Origin of the sequence: Clavibacter michiganensis subsp. insidiosus (assembly GCF_002240565.1) — a bacterium.
In the GTDB taxonomy this organism is placed as follows: domain Bacteria; phylum Actinomycetota; class Actinomycetes; order Actinomycetales; family Microbacteriaceae; genus Clavibacter; species Clavibacter insidiosus.
The window spans coordinates 2,466,194-2,485,932 of sequence record NZ_MZMO01000001.1 but is presented as its reverse complement, the minus strand read 5'-3'; the positions used below and the strand labels follow the sequence as shown (position 1 = coordinate 2,485,932).

Genomic DNA, 19,739 nt, shown 5'->3' with positions numbered 1-19,739 from the left:
CCCGCCCATGGCCACGCTGCTGTACCGACTCGGACGCATCTCGTTCCTCCACCCGTGGCGCGTCGTCGCCGCGTGGATCCTCGTCCTCGGCATCCTGCTGGGCGGCGGGCTCGCGCTCGGCGGGACGACCCAGGAGTCGTTCTCGATCCCGGGCACCGAGTCGCAGGAGGCGATCGACCGGCTGGCCGCCGTGTTCCCGCAGGCCGCGGGCGCGAGCGCGCAGATCGTGACCGCGGCGCCCGCCGGCGCGAAGGTCACCGACGACGCCGAGAAGGCCGCCATCGAGGCGACCGCGACGGCCGCGGGCGAGGTCCCCGGCGTCGCGACGGCGCTGTCGCCGTTCTCCGAGTACGCGACCGACGCGGTCTCCGACGACGGCACCGTGGCGATCACGACCGTGCAGTTCTCCGGGCAGAGCGACCAGGTGACGACCGCCACGCGCGACGCGCTGAAGGAGTCCGCGCAGGCGGCGGAGGACGGGGGGCTGACGGTGTCGTTCGGCGGCCAGGTCTTCCAGGACGTCCACTACGGCGTCACCGTGACCGAGGCGTTCGGCGTGCTGTTCGCCGGCCTCGTGCTCGTGCTCACGTTCGGGTCGATGCTCGCGGCGGGGCTGCCCCTCATGGGCGCGCTCGTCGGCGTCGCGGCCTCCGCGGGTGCGCTCATGGCCGCCTCGAAGTTCGTCACGGTCTCGAGCGCGTCGCCGCTGCTCGCCGTGATGATCGGCCTCGCGGTGGGAATCGACTACGCCCTCTTCATCCTCATGCGGCACCGCACGCAGCTCGCCACCGGCATGCCCGTCGAGCGCTCGGCGGCGACCGCGGTCGCGACGGCCGGCAGCGCCGTGATCTTCGCGGGCGTGACGGTGATCATCGCGCTGCTCGGGCTCCTCGTGGTGCAGATCCCGTTCCTCACCGTGATGGGGCTCGGCGCGGCGTTCGCGGTGCTGCTCGCCATGGGCGTCGCGACCACGCTGCTGCCGGCGATGCTCGGCCTCGCGGGGGAGCGGCTCCGCCCGAAGGAGGGCTCGCGGGCCGCGCGCCGCGCGAAGGCGCAGGCCGAGGGGACGCAGCGCACGCTCGGCGCGCGCTGGGTCGGGATCGTCACGAAGGTGCCGATCATCCCCGTCGTCATCGTCGTCGGCATCGCCGGCCTCCTCGCCGTGCCCGCGTCGCAGCTCCAGCTCGGGCTGCCGAGCGGGGCGACCGAGCCCGCGGGATCCACCAGCCGGGTCGCGTACGACACCGTCTCCGACGCGTTCGGCCCGGGCCACAACGGGCCGCTCGTCGTGCTCGTCGACATCACGCAGACCACCGACCCGATCGGGGTGCTCGGGGAGATCGGCGACGAGATCCGCGGGCTCGACGACGTGGCCTTCGTCGGCGCCGGCACGCCGAACCCGTCGGTCGACACCGCGATCATCCAGGTCGTGCCGGACAGCCCGCCCGAGTCGGCGGAGACCACGGCGCTCATGCAGTCGATCCGCGACCTCGCGCCCGGGCTCCAGGACCGCTACGACACGCGCGTGTCCGTCACGGGCACCACCGCGGTGCAGAACGACATCTCGCAGCGGCTCGACCAGGCGCTCGTGCCGTTCGGGATCGTCGTGGTGGGGCTGTCGATCATCCTGCTGATGATCGTGTTCCGCTCGATCTTCGTGCCGATCAAGGCCGCGGTCGGCTTCCTGCTGAGCGTCGTCGTGTCGTTCGGCACCGTCGTGCTGATCTTCCAGCAGGGGGCGTTCGCCGACGTGCTCGGGGTCACGCCCGGCCCGATCCTGAGCTTCATGCCGATCCTGCTCATGGCGATCCTCTTCGGGCTCGCGATGGACTACGAGGTCTTCCTCGTCTCGGGCATGCGCGAGGACTTCGTGCACCACGGCGACGCGAAGCGGGCCATCGTGACGGGCTTCTCGGGCGCCGCCCGCGTGGTCACGGCCGCCGCGCTCATCATGTTCTTCGTCTTCGCGGCCTTCGTGCCGGAGGGCGCAGGCGTCATCAAGACGATCGCGCTCGGCCTCGCCGTCGGCATCTTCTTCGACGCCTTCCTCGTGCGCATGACCCTGGTACCCGCCGCCATGGCGCTGCTCGGGAGGCGCGCGTGGTGGATCCCGCGCTGGCTCGACCGGATCCTCCCGGACGTCGACATCGAGGGCGAGGGCCTCCGCGAGCACCAGGACGACGTCGACTGGGCGCACGCGTCCGGCGCCGCCGTCGCGGCCGAGCGGCTCGTCGTGGGCGTGCCGGGCCGCCGGCTCCTGCCGGTCGACCTCAGCGCCCCCGCCGGATCCCTCGTGCTCGTCGAGGGCGAGGTCGTCGACCGACGCCTCCTCGGCGCGACGCTCGGCGCGCGGCTCGCGCCGCTGTCCGGCCGCGCGCACGTCGCCGGGCACCCGCTCGCCTCCGAGTCCGGCCGCGTGCTCACGAGCGTCGCCATGGCCGACCTCGGGCGCGTCGACCGGGTCGACTCCGGCGTCACGGTCGGGGACCTCCTCGCCGAGCGCATCGACCTGTCCGAGCCGATGGGCCGCCGCCGCGGGGCCCGCGCGCGGCAGGAGGAGTGGCTCGGGCGCCTGGACCAGGCCGCCGACGCCGCCGGCGCCCGGCGCATCGGCGCCGACGACCCCGTCGGATCGCTCCTGCCGCTCGAGCGCGCCATCGCCCTGACGGCCGTCGCCGCCGCGGGCCGGGCGCCCGTGCTCGTGCTCGACGTGGTGGATCCGTTCCCGGACGCCGCCGCCGAGCGCGCGTTCCTCGCCGCCCTGCCCGCCCTCGTGCACGAGAGCACGACCGTCCTCCTGGGCGCGCCGTGCTTCCCGGACGACCACGGGATCCCGGGGCGGCCGACCGTGCGCCTCCGCGTCGCCGCGGACGACGCGACCGCACCCGCACCCGCACCCGACGCCGTCGAGCGCCCCGACATCGACCAGCCCGTCCTGACCGGCAAGGAGACCCGCCGATGACCCCCCGCTCCGTACGCCGACGCCTCGCCGTCGCCCTCGTCGCGATCGTGCCCCTCGCGGTCGCCGGCCTGTTCATCGGCTCGCTCTCGGACGTCGCGACGGGCGTCGAGCGGGTGCCCGCCGCCATCGTCAACCAGGACGAGATCGTCCAGCAGAAGGCCCAGGACGGCACCGAGTCGCCCGTGCTCGCCGGCCGCCTGCTCGTCACCCAGCTGACCAGCGACGACAACCAGGCCTTCGACTGGACCATCACGAACGCCGACGAGGCGCAGAGGATGCTCGACGACGGCGAGGTCTACGCGGTGCTCACGGTGCCGAAGGACTTCTCCGCGTCGATCGTGTCGCTGTCGACGGACGCCCCGCAGCGCGCGCAGATCAGCGTGAAGACGGACGACGCGCACGGCTACCTGACGGGCGCGGCCACGCAGGCCGTGGGCGTCGGCATGACGAGCGCGTTCGGCAACGCCATCACCTCGCAGTTCGTCTCGGGCATCTACACGACGTTCGGCAGCCTCACGGGCTCGCTCACGGACGCGGGAGCCGGCGCGGACAAGCTGGCCGACGGCGCCACCCAGCTCTCCTCCGGCGCGACGACGCTCGGCGACGGGATCACGCAGCTCGGCGACGGAGTCGGGCGGTCGCAGCAGGGCGCGTCGCAGCTCGCGGACGGGCTCGGCACCTACACGGGCGGCGTCTCGCAGCTCTCCTCCGGGCTCGACCGGCTGCAGGCCGGGGCAGCGGGGCTGTCGCAGGTGTCCGACGGCGTCGGGCAGTACGCGGGCGGGGCCGGGCAGATCGCCGCGCAGGTGGCCGGGCTCCGGCAGCAGCTCGCCGCCAATCCGCAGAGCGCGCCCATCGCGGCCCAGCTCGAGCCGCTCGAGAAGGGGCTCGACCAGTACGCGGCGCAGGGACAGACCCTCGCGTCGCAGGCGGCGGCCGGGATCCAGGGCGTGCAGCAGGGCATCGGGCAGAGCGCGTCGGGGGCGTCGCAGCTCGCGGCCAACGGCGGTGCCCTCGTCTCGGGCGCCCGCCAGCTGAGCGACGGCCTCGGCCAGCTGCGCACCGGCACGACGTCGGCGGCGACGGGCGCGGGCGACCTCGCGACCGGTGCGGACGCGCTCTCGTCCGGCGCGACCGAGCTCGGCACCGGCCTCATGCAGGGCGCGGAGCAGATCCCGTCGCTCGACGCCGACCAGGCGTCCCAGGCGTCGGGCGTCGTCGCGGATCCGGTCGGCCTCACGGTCGAGCGCGAGAACGAGATCGGCAACCCGGGTGATGCGATCGCCGCGATCTTCGTGCCCATCGGCCTGTGGCTGGGCGCGTTCGCGACCTTCCTCGTGCTGCGCCCCGCGGCCCGCCGGCTGCTCGCCTCCTCGGCCGCGACCGGCCGCGTGATGGGGCGCGTGCTCGCGCGCGCCGCCCTCATCGCGCTCGCCCAGGTCGTGCTGCTCGTCGCGCTCGTGCACGCCGCGCTCGGGCTGTCCCTCGCGCTGCTGCCCGCGACGCTCGGGTTCGCGGCCGTCACGGCGGCGGCCTTCACGGCGATCCACTACCTGCTCCGGCAGGCGTTCGGCCGGGCCGGGCTCGTGGTGTCGCTGATCCTGCTCGCCATCCAGGCCGCGTCGATGGGCGGGGTGATCCCGCTGCAGCTCGTGGCCGCGCCGTTCCAGGCGATCAGCCCGTTCCTGCCGCTGACCTACGCGGCGTCGGGCATGCAGGCGATCATCGCGGGCGGCGCCCCGGGCCTGGCATGGGGAGCGGCCGGCATGCTCGTGGTGTTCCTGCTGCTGAGCCTCGCCGTGTCGTACCTCGTGACGCGGCGGTCCCGCCGGGCGACGAGCCTCGGGCTCGTGCCCGGGACGGCGCCGTCCTCGGTGGCCGTCGCGGTCTGACGATCCGCGGCGGCGGGCCTCGTCGGCCGGTCGCCGCGGCGCGGTCCGTGCACGGCGGGCCGCACCTGCGCCGGCGAACCCGTAATCTCTTGAGAACCATTCTCAGAAAGCGGGCACCATGCGCATCCCCTCCCTCCTCGCCGTCGGCGTCGCCGCCCTCGGCCTCCTCGCGGGCTCGCTCGCGGCACCCGCCCCTGATGCCGAGGCGGCGCCGCGCGCCAGGTGGCTGCTGGTGGCCGACGCGTCCGCGCACGCCGTCTCCGTCGTCGACGCGTCGACCGGCCGCATCACCGGGACGCTGCCGGGCGCGGCCCTCGGCACGCACGCCGGCGTGATCCAGATGGGCCACGGCCGCGTCGCCTTCGTCGATGAGGCCGGGCCGCGGCTCGACGTGGTCGACATCGCCTCGTCCGGCGTGCCGCGCATCGCGTCCTCCACGCCGATCCCCGCGGTCGCCGGCGCGTGGACCCGGGCCGGCTGGATCGCCGACGACCCGGGCCACCGCTTCGTGGCCGTGGCGTCGGACATCGACGGATCCACCACGCAGCAGGTCACGGTGCTCGACACCCGCAAGGGCCTGGCCCGCACCGCCACCATCCGCACCAGCGAGGTCACCCTCGCCACCACGGGGGAGCGCGGCACCGAGGAGATGGAGACGTTCCTCGTCGGCTCGCCGCTGCGCCTCGTCGTGAGCGCGGGCGGCCGCCTCGACTCCTACGACGTCGCGTCGATCCTCGGCGGCGACACCGCCCCGACACCCGTGGCGACCACCCCGCTCGGCGCGTACCCGCACGGTCCCATGGCCGACGCGCGCGGCACCGTGATCGGCTCGACGCTCCACGACGGGATCGAGACGGTGCCGCTGACGCACGGCGGCTTCGGCGCCTCCGTCTCCCGCGCCTACCCCGAGCCCGCCGTGCAGAGCTACCGGCCGCGCATGGCGCCCGACGGGGAGACCGCCGTGGGCACGCAGACCGGCACCGGTCCGGGCGCGCCCACGCTGATCACGTCATCGTCGATGCGCGGGTGGGGAGTCGCCAGCGTCGCCCTCGGCTCGGGCGCGTCCACGCGCGCGGTCGTCACGCCCGGCTACGCGGCCGCGGTCGTGACCGCCGGCGGCGTGGACACGCTGTCCCTCGTCGCCCGCGGTCGCGCCGGCCTGTACGACGGCGCCGTGACGACCGTTCGGTTGCCGGCCCTCGGGCAGGTGCAGGGCACCGGATCCGCCGCGCGCTTCCTCGCCGCGTCCGACGACGGCTCCGAGCTGTTCCTGTCCCGGGCGGGCACGGGATCCGTCCTCGAGATCGACGTCGCGGGCACGACGGCGACGGTGCGCGGCACGATCGCCGTCCCGTCCGCGCTCGCGGACGGCGGGTACCTCGCCACGGTGGATCCGCACCAGCGGCCCTACGACCTCAGTGGGCGCTGACCGCGGGATCCCGTCCCGCGCACGACGAGGGCCGCCCGGATGCCCGGGCGGCCCTCGTCGTGCGTCGTGCGTGCGCCGCTACAGCGCGAGCGCGATGCGCCCGCCGAACACGCGGGTCACGGGCGGCGCGGCCAGCACCTCGCCGAGGCGGGCGGCACCCTCCGGCGTGGCGCGCCAGGCGACGTACGCGTCGTGGTCGGCGGTGGACGCCCACTGCTCCACGACGACCATGCGGGCCGGGTCGGCGTCGTCGACGAGGACGTCGAGCCCCTCGTTGCCCGCGAACGCGCGAGTGGCCTGCAGGGTCTCGGCGAGGACGTCGGCGACGTCGGCCAGGCGGCTCTCGTTGACCTGGATCTCGAGGTGCACGGTGGTGCTCATGGTGTCTCCGGTCCCGACGGCGGGCGGGCGGGGCCGCGCGCGACGTCGATCATGTGCGGGGACGTTCCCCTGTCCCCTCCAACCCCGTGCGACGGGGCGGCACTCCCGACGGGCACGCGCGGGCGTGTCGGACGGCGCCGTGACCCGGGATGCGGAGGCCCGATCGGCACGCCCCGCGGATCACCTGTCGCGGCGGAGCGCCGTGCGGAGCCGCTGGTACCCGGACACCACGGGCGGCGCGACGGGCGTCTTCTCGGGCGCCATGTCGAGCCGGAGCTGCCGCTGCGCGAACTCGCGCGTCTCGATCAGCATCGCGAGCCGCTGCTCCTCGTTCTTGGCCTTGCGGGTGTTGACCTCGGCGACGACGCCGCCCTGCCAGCCCTGCTCGGCGAGCCAGCGGAGCGTCTCGGCGACGGGCTGCGTGCCGCGGCCGGGGAGGAGGTGCTCGTCGAGGATGCGGCCGTCGTCCTGCGATCCGGATCCGTCGCACAGGTGCACGTGGCGCAGGCGCGGGCCGAGGGCCTTGGCCATCTCGAGCGCGTCCTGTCCGGAGAGGGAGGCATGCGAGAAGTCGAGCGTGGTGGCGTCGCAGTCCATGTCCCGCGGATCCCAGCCGGGTGAGTACGCCTTCATGCTGCGGCCGGCGACCTGCCACGGGAACATGTTCTCGACCGCGATCTCGACGCCCGTCTCCGTCTGGACTGACCGCACGATGTCGAGGAACGACTCGGCGTAGCCGGCCTGCCAGCGGAAGGGCGGGTGCACCACGACGGCGGGCGCCCCGACCGCGCGGGCGAGCTCGGCGGACCGCTCGAGCTTCACCTTCGGGTCCCGGCCCCACACGAAGTGCGTGAGCAGCAGGACGGGCGCGTGGATGGAGAGGATGGGCAGGCCGTGCTTCTCCGACATGGCCCGCAGGGCGTCGGCGTCCTGGGTGACCTCGTCGTTCGTCACCATGATCTCGACGCCGTCGAAGCCGGCGCGCTTCGCCATGAGGAAGGCGTTCTCGACGGGCTGGGGGTACACGCAGGTGGTGCTCATGCCTACTCGGATCACGTCGGCGACCCTACCCGCCGCCCCTGTGCCCCCGGGATACGCGGGCGGTCCGGCGCGTGTCGGATGCGCGACGCGGACAGCGGGGGTCGGCATGCTGGATCCGACGGGAGCGCGGTCGACGCACCTCCCGCGAGGAGGGGAGCGGGCATGGCGGCTGCGGGATCGAGCGGGAGCGGGAGCGCGCAGGCGTTCCGGAAGGAGCGGGCCGACGCGCCGCGCGGGTTCTTCGAGGCCGAGGCGGGCGGGCTCGCGTGGCTGGCGGAGGCGGAGCCCGCGGGGGGAGCGCGCGTCGTCCGGGTGCTCGCCGTCGCGCCCGGCCGCATCGACCTCGAGCGCCTCGCGCCCGCCCATCCCACGCGCGAGGCCGCCCGGGCGCTCGGCGCGGCGCTCGCCGTCACGCACGACGCCGGCGCGCCCGCCTTCGGGTCGGCGCCCCGAGGGCTCGACGGCCCCGCCTTCATCGGCCGGCAGCCGCTGTCGGTGCTCGCCGGCGACGCGGACGGCGCGGGGGAGGGCTGGGGTGCCTGGTACGCCCGCGAGCGGGTGCTGCCGTACCTCCGTCGCGCGGTCGACGCCGGCAACGCGACCTCCGCGCAGGCGGCCGACGTGGAGCGGGCGTGCGCCATCGCCGCCGATGGCCGGTTCGACGACCCGGCGCCGCCCGCCCGGATCCACGGCGACCTGTGGTCGGGCAACGTGCAGTGGACGGACACCGGCGCCGTCCTCATCGACCCGGCCGCCCACGGCGGTCACCGCGAGACCGACCTCGCGATGCTCGCGCTCTTCGGCTGCCCCGGCCTCGACGACCTCCTCGGCGCGTACGCGGAGACCGGATGCCTCGCCGCCGGGTGGCGCGCCCGCGTGCCGCTGCACCAGCTGCACCCGCTCGCCGTGCACGCCGCGTCGCACGGCCCGTCCTACGGCGACGCGCTGCACGACGCCGCCCGCACGGTGCTCCGGATGTGACGCCGGCGGACGCGCGACCCCCGGTCAGGCCCGGGTGAGGCTGGTAGCCTCGACCCACCGAGCAGGTACCACAGAGCTCTGCGCAACCGAGACGGGAACCGTGACTCCGCCACCCTCATCCACGCCCTCCGCGACCGAGCCGACGACCGCCGACGCGCACGACGGCGACCACGTCGAGCCCGGCGCCTACGACCTCGTCGTCGTGTCGAACCGCCTCCCGGTCGACCGCGTCGTCGCCCCCGACGGCACCACCTCCTGGCGGCACTCGCCGGGTGGCCTGGTCACGGCGCTCGAGCCCGTGATGCGCGCCAACGAGGGCGCGTGGGTCGGCTGGCCGGGCATCGCCGACCACGAAGTCGAGCCGTTCGTCGACGCCGGCATCTCGATCATCCCCGTCACGCTCACGGAGCAGGACCTGGCCGAGTACTACGAGGGCTTCTCCAACGACACCCTGTGGCCGCTGTACCACGACGTCATCGCGCAGCCGAGCTACCACCGCGAGTGGTGGGACACGTACGTCACGGTCAACCAGCGCTTCGCCGACGCCGCCGCGAAGGCCGCCGCGCCCGGCGCCACCGTGTGGGTCCAGGACTACCAGCTGCAGCTCGTGCCGAAGATGCTGCGCGAGCAGCGGCCGGACCTCACCATCGGGTTCTTCAACCACATCCCGTTCCCGCCGTACGGCATCTACTCGCAGCTGCCGTGGCGCACGCAGATCATCGAGGGGCTGCTGGGCGCCGACGTGATCGGCTTCCAGCGCGTCGCCGACGCCGGGAACTTCACGCGCGCGGTCCGGCGGCTCTTCGGGTACACGACCCGCGGATCCACCGTCGACGTGCCCGTGCGCGGCGGCATCCCGCTCACCGTCCCCGGCACCAAGCCGTCGAAGCCCGTGCGCGAGCTGCGCACCCGCCAGGTCGTCGCCAAGCACTACCCGATCTCGATCGACGCGCGCAGCTACGAGGAGATGGCCAAGGACCCGGCCATCCAGGAGCGCGCCCGCCAGATCCGCGCCGATCTCGGCGACCCGAAGACGATCCTGCTGGGCGTCGACCGGCTCGACTACACGAAGGGCATCGGCCACCGCCTGAAGGCGTTCGGCGAGCTGCTCGCCGAGGGCCGCGTCACGGTGGAGGACGCCACGCTCGTGCAGGTCGCGAGCCCGAGCCGCGAGCGCGTGGAGACGTACAAGCAGCTCCGCGACGAGATCGAGCTCACGGTCGGCCGCATCAACGGCGACTACGGCTCCATCAGCCACACCGCCATCAGCTACCTGCACCACGGGTACCCGCGCGAGGAGATGGTGGCGCTCTGCCTCGCGGCCGACGTCATGCTCGTCACCGCGCTCCGCGACGGCATGAACCTCGTCGCCAAGGAGTACGTGGCCACCAAGCACTCGAACGAGGGCGTGCTGGTGCTCAGCGAGTTCGCGGGCGCCGCGGACGAGCTGAAGGCCGCGCTCCTCGTGAACCCGCACGACATCGAGGGCCTCAAGGAGGCGATCCTCCGCGCCATCGAGATGCCGAAGGCCGAGCAGCGCAAGCGCATGCGGTCGCTCCGCAAGCGCGTGTTCGAGAACGACGTGGCGGCCTGGTCGAGCTCCTTCCTCGCCGACCTCGGCCGCACGTACGCCGCCTCGATCCACGAGGGCCCCGACGAAGAGGTCGTCGAGCCGCTCATGGACGAGGGCTGGTAGCGCGCGTGGCCGAGCTGACCACCGACATCCAGGCCAAGGGCGGCCGCGGGTTCCCCGGCCGCCTGTTCGAGGCGCTCACCGAGCTCGCGCGCACGCCGCGCCTGCTGGTCGCGCTCGACTTCGACGGCACGCTCGCGCCGGAGGTCGACGACCCCGAGAAGGCGCGCGCGGTCCCCGAGGCCCGCGCCGCGGTGCTCGCGCTGCTCGCCCTGCCGCAGACGCGCGTCGCGCTCGTGTCCGGTCGCGCGCTGCGGAGCCTCGAGGCCGTGGCCGACCTGCCGGACGACGTGCTGCTCGTCGGGTCGCACGGGGTGGAGATCCGCCTCGACACCGACGACATCGAGCTCACCCTCGACGAGGGCGAGCTCGCCCAGCGCGGCGTCCTCTCCGACGTGCTCGGCCAGGTCGCCGACTCGCTCGACGAGGTGTGGATCGAGGAGAAGCCCGCGGGCTTCGCCCTCCATACGCGCCTCGCCACGGAGAAGCACAGCCGCATCGCGCACCTCGTCGCGACGCAGGAGGCGCACGCCGAGGTCGAGGGCATCAAGGTGCGCTCCGGCAAGGACGTGCTGGAGTTCAGCGTCCGGCACGCGACCAAGGGCGAGGCGGTCGAGCACCTGCGCCGGTACGCCGAGGCGACGGCCGTCTTCTACGCGGGCGACGACGTCACCGACGAGGACGCGTTCGCCGCGCTCCAGGCCGGCGACCTCGGGCTCAAGAGCGGCACGGGCGCCACGGCGGCGGACTTCCGCGTCGACGGCCCGCACGACGTCGCGCGCGTGCTCCAGGTGCTCGCCGACCTCCGCGCCGAGCCGGCCGTCCATCCCGATTGAGGTGGCCGCCCCGGCCTCTCAGGTAGGGCTCAGGTAGACTGGGGAAATAGCCGACTCGCGAGAGGAGACCGCACGTGATCGTCCTCCTCGCGGTGTTCCTGGTCGCCTCCGTCGGCATCCCCCTCCTCGCCCGCGTGCTCGGCGTGCGCGCGTTCGTCGTCGCCGCCCTCGTGCCGGCCGCCGCCTTCGCCTACACCGTCGCGCAGGGCCCGGCCGTGCTGCCCGACGGCGAGGTCGTCGAGCGCGCCGAGTGGATCCCGTCGCTCGGCATCACGCTCGACATGCGGATGGACGCGCTCTCCTGGCTCCTCTCCCTCGTGGTCACGGGCGTCGGCGCGCTCGTGCTCCTCTACTGCGCCCGCTACTTCCGCAGCTCGGAGGACGGCCTCGGCCGGTTCGCGGGTCTCCTCGTCGCGTTCGCGGGCGTCATGTTCGGCCTCGTCCTCGCCGACGACGTCTTCGTGCTCTTCACCTTCTGGGAGGCGACGAGCGTCCTCTCCTACCTCCTCATCGGGCACTACACGGGCAAGAAGGCGAGCCGCGGCGCGGCGCTGCAGGCGCTCCTCGTCACCACGGCGGGCGGGCTCGCGATGCTCGTCGGCCTCGTGATCCTCTCGGTCGCGGGCGGCACCACGAGCCTCGCCGCGCTCGTCGCGGATCCCCCCGGCGGCCCGCTGATCCCCGTCGCGGTCGTGCTGGTCCTCCTCGGCGCGCTCTCGAAGTCCGCCCTCGTGCCCTTCCACTTCTGGCTGCCCGCCGCCATGGCCGCGCCGACCCCGGTGAGCGCGTACCTGCACGCCGCCGCCATGGTGAAGGCCGGCATCTACCTCATCGCCCGCCTCGCGCCCGGCTACGCCGACGTGCCCGGCTGGCGCGTGCTGCTCGTGGCGCTCGGCGTCGCGACGATGCTCGTCGGCGGCTGGCGCGCGCTCAAGCAGATGGACCTCAAGCTCGTCCTCGCGTACGGCACGGTCAGCCAGCTCGGCTTCCTCACCGTGGTGGTCGGCTACGGCACGCGCGACGCCGCGCTCGCGGGCGTCGCCCTCCTCCTCGCGCACGCGCTGTTCAAGGCGACGCTGTTCCTCGTCGTCGGCGTGGTCGACCACCGGGCCGGCACCCGCGACCTCCGCAAGATCAGCGGGCTCGGCCGCAAGGCGCCCGTGCTCGCGGTCGTCGCGGCCCTCGCGCTCGCCTCGATGGCGGGCCTGCCTCCCTTCCTCGGCTTCGTCGCGAAGGAGGCCGTGCTCACGGCGTTCCTGACCGACGCGGAGCTCGGCGGCGGGCTCGGCTGGGTCGCGCTCGTCGGCGTCTCCGTCGGCTCCTGCCTCACCGTCGCGTACAGCGCGCGCTTCATGTGGGGCGCGTTCGCCCGCAAGCGCGGCGTCGACGAGGTCCAGCCCGTGCACGAGCACCTCGACTTCCTCGTGCCGCCGGCCGTGCTCGCCGTCACCGGCCTCGTGCTCGGCTTCCTCGCCTCCTCCGTCGACGGCTGGATCGCGGGCTACGCCGACACGCTGCCGCCCGTGAGCGCCGGCGCCCCCGGGGAGCCCGACCACACGTACCACCTCGCGCTCTGGCACGGGATCGAGCCCGCGCTCCTCATCTCCGCGGGCACGCTCGTCGTCGGCCTCACGATGTTCCGCCTCCGCGACGGGGTCTTCGCGCTGCAGTCGCGCGTGCCCTCCTGGATCGACGCGGCCCGCGTCTACTGGGCGTCGATGCGGCTCATCGACCGGGTCGCCGCGCGCACCACCGCCACCACGCAGCGCGGCTCGCTCCCGTTCTACCTCGGCGTGATCCTGCTCGTGCTCATCGGCTCCGTCGGATCCGCGCTCGCGCTCAACCGCTCCTGGCCGACCACCGCCGTGCCCTTCGACCACCCCGCGCAGCCCGTGATCGGCGTCGTGATGATCGTGGCCGCCGTCGCCGCCGCCCGCGCCGGCAAGCGCTTCCAGGCCGTCGTCCTCGTGGGCGTCACGGGCTACGGCATGGCCGCGCTCTTCGCCCTGCACGGCGCGCCCGACCTCGCGCTCACGCAGGTGCTGATCGAGACGATCACGCTGGTCGCCTTCGTCCTCGTGCTCCGCCGCCTGCCCGTCCGGCTGGGGGAGCGGAACAGGTCGGTGCACCCGATCTGGCGCGCCTCCATCGGCATCGCCGTCGCCGCGCTCATGTCCACCGTCGCGGTCGTCGCGCTCGGCGCCCGCGTCGCGTCGCCCATCTCGCTGGAGTTCCCGCGCCTCGCCTACGAGCAGGGCCACGGCAGCAACGTCGTCAACGTCACGCTGGTGGACCTCCGCGGCTGGGACACCATGGGCGAGATCTCGGTGCTCATCGTCGCGGCCACGGGCGTCGCGAGCCTCATCTTCCTCAACCGCCGCACCGACTCCCTGCCTCGTCTGACCGCGCCGTCGCGCCGCAGCCTCATCGCGCGGCTCACCGGACGGCACGGCCCGCAGGACGCCGAGGCGCCGTTCGAGGTCGAGCACGGCGTCGGCGGGCCGCGCATGGACGCGCGCGAGGCGGTCACGGACTCGCACCGCGACCAGCGCAGCCCTTGGCTCCTCGCGGGCCGCACGCTCGCCCCGCAGAACCGGTCGATCCTCCTCGAGGTCGTCGTCCGGCTCCTCTTCCACAGCCTCATCGTGGTGTCGGTGTACCTGCTCTTCTCCGGCCACAACCTGCCGGGCGGCGGATTCGCGGGGGGCCTCCTCGCGGGCATGGCGCTCGTCGCGCGCTACCTCGCGGGCGGCCGGTACGAGCTCGGCGCCGCGGCGCCCGTGGACGCCGGTCGAGTCCTCGGCACGGGCCTCGTCTTCGCGGTCGGCACGGCGATCGTCCCGCTCGTCTTCGGCGCCGACGCCCTCACCTCCACGTGGATCGACACCGAGGTGCCCTTCGTCGGCCACGTCGAGTTCGTCACGAGCACCTTCTTCGACGTCGGCGTCTACCTCGTCGTCGTCGGCCTCACGCTCGACGTGCTCCGCAGCCTCGGCGCGGAGGTCGACCGCCAGGAGGAGAGCGACCGGACGGTCGAGCAGGGAGCGGACGGCATGGAGACCGAGCAGGGGGTGAGCGTGTGAGCGTCTCCGTCACCCTCATCGTGATCATGGCCGCGCTGTACGCGACGGGCATCTACCTCATGCTCGAGCGGAGCATGACGCGCGTGCTCCTCGGCTTCCTGCTGGTGGGCAACGCGACCAACATCCTCATCCTCATCATGTCCGGCCGCGTGGGCCTCGCGCCCATCTACGACCCCGACGTGGATCCGTCGGAGTACGCCGATCCGCTGCCGCAGGCCCTCATCCTCACGGCCATCGTCATCACCTTCGGCGTCTCGGCCTTCCTCATGGCGCTCATCTACCGCTCCTGGCGGCTGGCCAACGCCGACGTGGTGACGGACGACGAGGACGACCTCGCGATGCGCGGCCCCCGCACGGGCCTCGGCGAGGAGCCCACCGTGCCCGACGACGACGACACCGAGTTCGGCACCAACGCCGAGGCCGCGATCGCCTCCGCCCGGAAGCTCCGCGACAACCGATCCGACCTGGAAGAGGCCATCGACGACTTCGCCGACGACGACGACGACCGCGACTTCCGCACGAAGCGCGCCGAGAAGGGGACGGGGGACGAGCGATGACGATCTTCCAGACCCTGATCCCGCTCGTGGTGCTCGTGCCGCTGCTCGGGGCGGCCGCGGCCCTGGTCGCCGCGCGCCAGCGACGCCTGCAGGTCGCCGTGTCGGTCCTCGTGCTCCTGGCCGTCGTCGTGATCAGCGGCGCGCTCCTCGTGCTGGTCGACCAGCAGGGCGGCCAGTCCGTCGAGGTCGGCGGGTGGGCCGCGCCGTTCGGCATCGTGCTCGTGGTCGATCGCCTCTCAGCGCTCATGCTGCTGGTCTCGTCGATCGTGCTGCTCGCGGTCCTCATGTTCTCGATCGGCCAGGGCCTCGAGGACGGCGACGGCGAGACGCCCGTGTCGATCTACAACCCGACCTACCTGATCCTCGCGGCCGGCGTCTTCAACGCCTTCGTCGCGGGCGACCTCTTCAACCTCTACGTCGGGTTCGAGATCCTGCTCGTGGCGAGCTACGTGCTGCTCACGCTCGGCGGCACCGAGGCCCGGATCCGGGCGGGCGTCACCTACATCGTCGTGAGCCTCGTCTCCTCGATGCTGTTCCTCGCGTCCATCGCCATGATCTACGGCGCCCTCGGCACGGTGAACATCGCGCAGATCTCGGTGCGGCTCGACGAGATCCCGCCGGACGTGCAGCTGATCCTGCACATCATGCTGCTGGTCGCGTTCGGCATCAAGGCGGCCGTGTTCCCGCTGTCGTTCTGGCTGCCGGACTCCTACCCGACGGCGCCCGCGCCCGTCACCGCGGTGTTCGCCGGGCTCCTCACCAAGGTCGGCGTCTACGCGATCCTCCGCACCGAGACGGTCATGTTCCCGACCGACCAGCTCTCCACGGCGCTCATGGTCGTCGCCGCGCTCACGATGGTGATCGGCATCCTCGGCGCGGTCGCGCAGGCCGACATCAAGAGGCTGCTCTCGTTCACGCTCGTGAGCCACATCGGCTACATGATCTTCGGCATCGCGCTCAACACGGTGGCCGGCATGACCGCGACCATTTACTACGTGATCCACCACATCGTCGTGCAGACGACGCTGTTCCTCGCCTCCGGGCTCATCGAGCGCACGGGCGGCAGCACGTCGATCAACCGGCTCGGCGGCCTGCTGAAGGCGGCGCCCGTGATGGCGATCCTGTTCTTCATCCCCGCGCTCAACCTCGGCGGCATCCCGCCGTTCTCGGGCTTCATCGGCAAGGTCGCGCTGTTCGACTCCGGCGCCGAGGTCGGCGGCTGGCTCACCTACGCGGTCATCGCGGCGGGCGCGGCCACGAGCCTCCTCACCCTCTACGCCCTCGCCCGCGTCTGGAACATGGCGTTCTGGCGCGGCGCGGAGGAGGTCGAGGACTACGAGTCGCCCCTGCTCGACCAGCTCTCCGAGCGGCCCGGCGGCGAGGCGACGACCACCGTCCGGAAGACGCCCGTGCTCATGACGGGCGCGACGGCCGGCATGGTCGTCGTGAGCGTCGCGCTCACGGTCTTCGCGGGCCCCGTGTACGCCCTCGCCGAGCGCGCGGGTGAGAGCCTCACCGGACCCGGGTCCGGCAACGGATCCGGCGAGCTCGGCTACGTCGAGACCGTCTTCCCGGGAGGCGTCGAATGAGCCCGCGGAAGGCCCGGGCCCGCGCCGAGCGGCTCTCGCTCCTCGTGCAGCTGCCGCTGCTCGTCTGGCTCGTGATCCTGTGGCTCCTGCTCTGGGGCCACGTCACCGTCATCTCGGTCGTCACCGGCATCGTGCTCGCGCTCCTCGTGACGCGCGTGTTCTACCTGCCGCCGGTGGAGCTGTCCGGCCGGTTCGACATCCGCTGGGCCCTGATCCTCCTCGGGCACTTCGCGGTCGACCTCGTGCGCGCGTCGTTCCAGGTCGCGGCGATGGCGTTCGACTGGCGCCGCGTGCCGGTCAACTCGGTCATCGCGGTGCACCTGCACACCCGCAGCGACTTCGTCATGACGCTCACGGCCGAGCTCGTGTCGCTCGTGCCGGGATCCATCGTGGTCGAGGCCGACCGGGAGCGCTCGATCCTCTACCTCCACGCGCTCGGCACCTCCACCCCGGAGGAGGTGGAGCGCGTCCGGGAGACGACGCTGCAGGTGGAGAGCCGGATCGTGTTCACGCTCGGCACCGCCGACGACGTGTGGCGCGTCAACCGCGAGCGGCGCGAGTCCGGCCGCGAGCCGCTGCTGCAGACCCGCCGGCAGCGCGCGCACGAGCTGGTGCGCGACCGCGACCTCGAGGCGGGGCTCATCTCGACCACGGGGGAGGAGCTCGCATGAGCATCGTGATGCAGGTCGGCTGGGTCGTCGTCGGCGCCCTGTTCTTCTCGACCGCCGCCATGGCGCTCGTGCGCATCGTGCGCGGTCCGAGCATCCTCGACCGGATCATCGCGTCCGACGTGCTGCTCACCACGCTCATCTGCGTGCTCGGCGCGGAGATGATCTTCAACGGCCACACCCGCACGGTCCCCGTGATGCTCGTGCTCGCCATGACCGCGTTCCTCGCCACGGTCGCCGTCGCCCGCTACGTCTCGAAGCAGGACCCGTCGTGAGCGGCATCCTCGTGTCCGGCCCGCTGGCCGACGCCCTCGACGTCGTGAGCCTCGTGCTCCTCCTCCTCGGCGGCGTGCTCTCGGTCGCGGCGGGCGTCGGGCTCCTCCGCTTCCCGGATCCGCTCGCCCGCATGCACGCCGCCACCAAGCCGCAGATCCTCGGCGTGATCCTCGTGCTCCTCGCCCTGGCCCTGCAGTCGCAGAGCCTCAGCACGGTCGCGATGCTCGTGCCCGTGCTCCTCTTCCAGATGCTCACGGCGCCGATCTCCGCGCACATGGTCGGCCGCGCCGGGTACCGCCTCCGCCACTTCCTCCGCGAGGACCTCCTCGTCGACGAGCTGGAGGAGGCCATCGACCGGGCGCACGAGGAGCTGCGCGCCGCCGACGAGGTGGACGCGTCGACGCTCCCCGTCGGATCCGCCGAGAACATCGCCGCGGAGGAGGCCGGCCACGTCCCGGGCGGGGCGGGGCCGCGCGACGCGGAGCCGCCGGTCGCCGCGCCGACGCCCGACGACCCGGCCCACGACGGCCGCGACGGCGAGGCGGACGCGGGCCGGCTGCCCCCGGGCTTCGGCTGACGGCACCCGTGTCCGCGCGCGCCCAGGGCGCCGGGACTGCTCCGCGGCAGGACATAAACTCATGCCATGCCTGAGATCGACATGAAGCCCCGGAGCCGCGACGTCACCGACGGGATCGAGGCCACCTCATCGCGGGGCATGCTCCGCGCCGTCGGGATGGGCGACGAGGACTGGGAGAAGCCCCAGATCGGCGTCGCCAGCTCGTGGAACGAGGTGACACCATGCAACCTCAGCCTCGACCGCCTCGCGCAGGGCGCCAAGGAGGGCGTCCACGCGGGCGGCGGGTACCCGCTCCAGTTCGGCACCATCTCCGTCAGCGACGGCATCGCCATGGGCCACGAGGGCATGCACTTCTCGCTCGTCTCGCGCGAGGTCATCGCCGACAGCGTCGAGACCGTCATGATGGCCGAGCGCCTCGACGGATCCGTGCTCCTGGCCGGCTGCGACAAGTCGCTCCCCGGCATGCTCATGGCCGCCGCGCGCCTCGACCTCTCCTCCGTGTTCCTCTACGCGGGATCCATCGCCCCCGGCTGGGTGAAGCTCTCGGACGGCACCGAGAAGGAGGTCACCATCATCGACGCCTTCGAGGCGGTGGGCGCCTGCAAGGCCGGCACGATGAGCCAGGAGGACCTGACTCGCATCGAGAAGGCCATCTGCCCGGGCGAGGGCGCCTGCGGCGGCATGTACACCGCGAACACCATGGCGAGCGTGGCCGAGGCCCTCGGCATGAGCCTGCCCGGATCCGCGGCCCCGCCGAGCGCCGACCGCCGTCGCGACTACTTCGCCCACCGCTCGGGCGAGGCCGTCGTGAACCTCATCGCGAAGGGCATCACCGCGCGCGACATCATGACGAAGGGGGCGTTCGAGAACGCCATCTCCGTGGTCATGGCGTTCGGCGGATCCACCAACGCGGTCCTCCACCTGCTCGCCATCGCGCGCGAGGCCGAGGTCGACCTGCAGCTGTCCGACTTCAACCGCATCGCCGACCGCGTGCCGCACCTCGGCGACCTCAAGCCGTTCGGCCGCTTCGTCATGAACGACGTCGACCGCGTCGGCGGCGTCCCCGTCGTCATGAAGGCGCTCCTCGACGCGGGCCTCCTCGACGGCGACGTCATGACGGTCACCGGCCGCACCATGCGCGAGAACCTCGAGTCGATGGACCTCGCGGAGCTCGACGGCACGGTCATCCGCAAGATGGACGACCCCATCCACGCCACCGGCGGCATCAGCGTGCTGCACGGCTCCCTCGCCCCCGAGGGCGCGGTCGTGAAGACGGCCGGCTTCGACCTCGACGTGTTCGAGGGCCCCGCCCGCGTCTTCGAGCGCGAGCGCGCCGCCATGGACGCGCTCACCGAGGGCCGCATCTCGAAGGGCGACGTCATCGTCATCCGCTACGAGGGCCCGAAGGGCGGCCCTGGCATGCGCGAGATGCTCGCCATCACGGGCGCCATCAAGGGCGCCGGCCTCGGCAAGGATGTACTACTCTTGACGGACGGTCGATTCTCAGGCGGCACAACCGGACTGTGCATCGGCCACATGGCTCCCGAAGCGGTGGACGCAGGTCCCGTCGCCTTCGTGCGCGATGGAGACCGGATCCGCGTCGACATCGCCGCTCGCACGCTCGACCTACTGGTCGACGAGGCCGAGCTCGCCGCCCGCCGTGAGGGGTGGGCACCTCTCCCGCCGCGCTACACGCGCGGGGTCCTCGCCAAGTACGCCAAGCTCGTGCACTCGGCCGCCGAGGGCGCGATCACGGGATGACCCCCTCCTCACC

At 73.2% G+C, this 19,739-nt stretch carries 15 protein-coding genes; 13 read left to right on the top strand and 2 right to left on the bottom strand.

Going from position 1 to position 19,739, the window contains the following annotated elements:
• Positions 1-7 precede the first annotated feature (7 nt).
• From B5P21_RS12030 to B5P21_RS12020, 3 genes are all read left to right on the top strand, one after another.
• Positions 8-2,962, top strand: a complete 2,955-nt coding sequence (locus B5P21_RS12030) for an MMPL family transporter (RefSeq protein WP_045527091.1) — start codon at positions 8-10, stop codon at positions 2,960-2,962.
• Positions 2,959-4,854 (top strand): YhgE/Pip domain-containing protein, encoded by a 1,896-nt coding sequence (locus B5P21_RS12025; protein WP_045527093.1) that lies wholly within the window; start codon positions 2,959-2,961, stop codon positions 4,852-4,854. Before B5P21_RS12030 ends, B5P21_RS12025 begins: the two co-directional genes overlap by 4 nt.
• A 118-nt stretch (positions 4,855-4,972) precedes the next feature.
• Positions 4,973-6,283, top strand: coding sequence for a hypothetical protein (locus tag B5P21_RS12020; protein WP_045527094.1), 1,311 nt, complete (start codon positions 4,973-4,975; stop codon positions 6,281-6,283).
• Positions 6,284-6,361: 78 nt separating this feature from the next.
• Here the strand turns inward: B5P21_RS12020 and B5P21_RS12015 are convergent, their stop codons facing one another.
• Entirely contained in the window at positions 6,362-6,664 is a 303-nt protein-coding gene (locus B5P21_RS12015; protein ID WP_045527096.1) for a putative quinol monooxygenase, read from the bottom strand.
• A 180-nt stretch (positions 6,665-6,844) separates the two neighbouring features.
• Positions 6,845-7,720: a sugar phosphate isomerase/epimerase family protein gene (locus B5P21_RS12010; protein ID WP_045527099.1), complete on the bottom strand. Its 876-nt coding sequence runs from the start codon at positions 7,718-7,720 to the stop codon at positions 6,845-6,847.
• Between the two features lie 147 nt (positions 7,721-7,867).
• Here B5P21_RS12010 and B5P21_RS12005 point away from each other — a divergent pair, with 147 nt between their 5' ends.
• The 10 genes from B5P21_RS12005 (at position 7,868) to ilvD (ending at position 19,726) form a co-directional block, all read left to right on the top strand.
• Positions 7,868-8,686, top strand: coding sequence for a fructosamine kinase family protein (locus B5P21_RS12005; RefSeq protein ID WP_045527100.1), 819 nt, complete (start codon positions 7,868-7,870; stop codon positions 8,684-8,686).
• A gap of 100 nt (positions 8,687-8,786) precedes the next feature.
• On the top strand, positions 8,787-10,382 hold the full coding sequence (locus B5P21_RS12000) for an alpha,alpha-trehalose-phosphate synthase (UDP-forming) (RefSeq protein ID WP_094171199.1): 1,596 nt from the start codon (positions 8,787-8,789) through the stop codon (positions 10,380-10,382).
• 5 nt (positions 10,383-10,387) lie between these two features.
• Positions 10,388-11,215, top strand: a complete 828-nt coding sequence (gene otsB, locus B5P21_RS11995) for a trehalose-phosphatase (protein ID WP_045527103.1) — start codon at positions 10,388-10,390, stop codon at positions 11,213-11,215.
• Between the two features lie 74 nt (positions 11,216-11,289).
• Positions 11,290-14,298 carry a Na+/H+ antiporter subunit A gene (locus B5P21_RS11990; protein WP_094171198.1) on the top strand — a complete coding sequence of 1,003 codons (3,009 nt, stop codon included), beginning with the start codon at positions 11,290-11,292 and terminating at the stop codon, positions 14,296-14,298.
• A complete protein-coding gene (locus B5P21_RS11985) occupies positions 14,295-14,855 on the top strand; it encodes a Na(+)/H(+) antiporter subunit C (RefSeq protein WP_094171197.1) in 561 nt (186 codons plus the stop codon). The genes B5P21_RS11990 and B5P21_RS11985 overlap by 4 nt, the downstream gene beginning before the upstream one ends.
• Positions 14,852-16,444 carry a Na+/H+ antiporter subunit D gene (locus tag B5P21_RS11980; RefSeq protein WP_094171196.1) on the top strand — a complete coding sequence of 531 codons (1,593 nt, stop codon included), beginning with the start codon at positions 14,852-14,854 and terminating at the stop codon, positions 16,442-16,444. Before B5P21_RS11985 ends, B5P21_RS11980 begins: the two co-directional genes overlap by 4 nt.
• Positions 16,441-17,115 carry a Na+/H+ antiporter subunit E gene (locus B5P21_RS11975; RefSeq protein WP_045527108.1) on the top strand — a complete coding sequence of 225 codons (675 nt, stop codon included), beginning with the start codon at positions 16,441-16,443 and terminating at the stop codon, positions 17,113-17,115. Before B5P21_RS11980 ends, B5P21_RS11975 begins: the two co-directional genes overlap by 4 nt.
• Complete coding sequence (locus B5P21_RS11970) at positions 17,112-17,387, top strand: MrpF/PhaF family protein (protein ID WP_012037777.1); 276 nt, start codon at positions 17,112-17,114, stop codon at positions 17,385-17,387. The genes B5P21_RS11975 and B5P21_RS11970 overlap by 4 nt, the downstream gene beginning before the upstream one ends.
• Entirely contained in the window at positions 17,384-17,965 is a 582-nt protein-coding gene (gene mnhG, locus B5P21_RS11965; RefSeq protein WP_045527109.1) for a monovalent cation/H(+) antiporter subunit G, read from the top strand. Before B5P21_RS11970 ends, mnhG begins: the two co-directional genes overlap by 4 nt.
• Before the next feature lie 66 nt (positions 17,966-18,031).
• On the top strand, positions 18,032-19,726 hold the full coding sequence (gene ilvD / locus B5P21_RS11960) for a dihydroxy-acid dehydratase (RefSeq protein ID WP_094171195.1): 1,695 nt from the start codon (positions 18,032-18,034) through the stop codon (positions 19,724-19,726).
• Positions 19,727-19,739 lie beyond the last annotated feature (13 nt).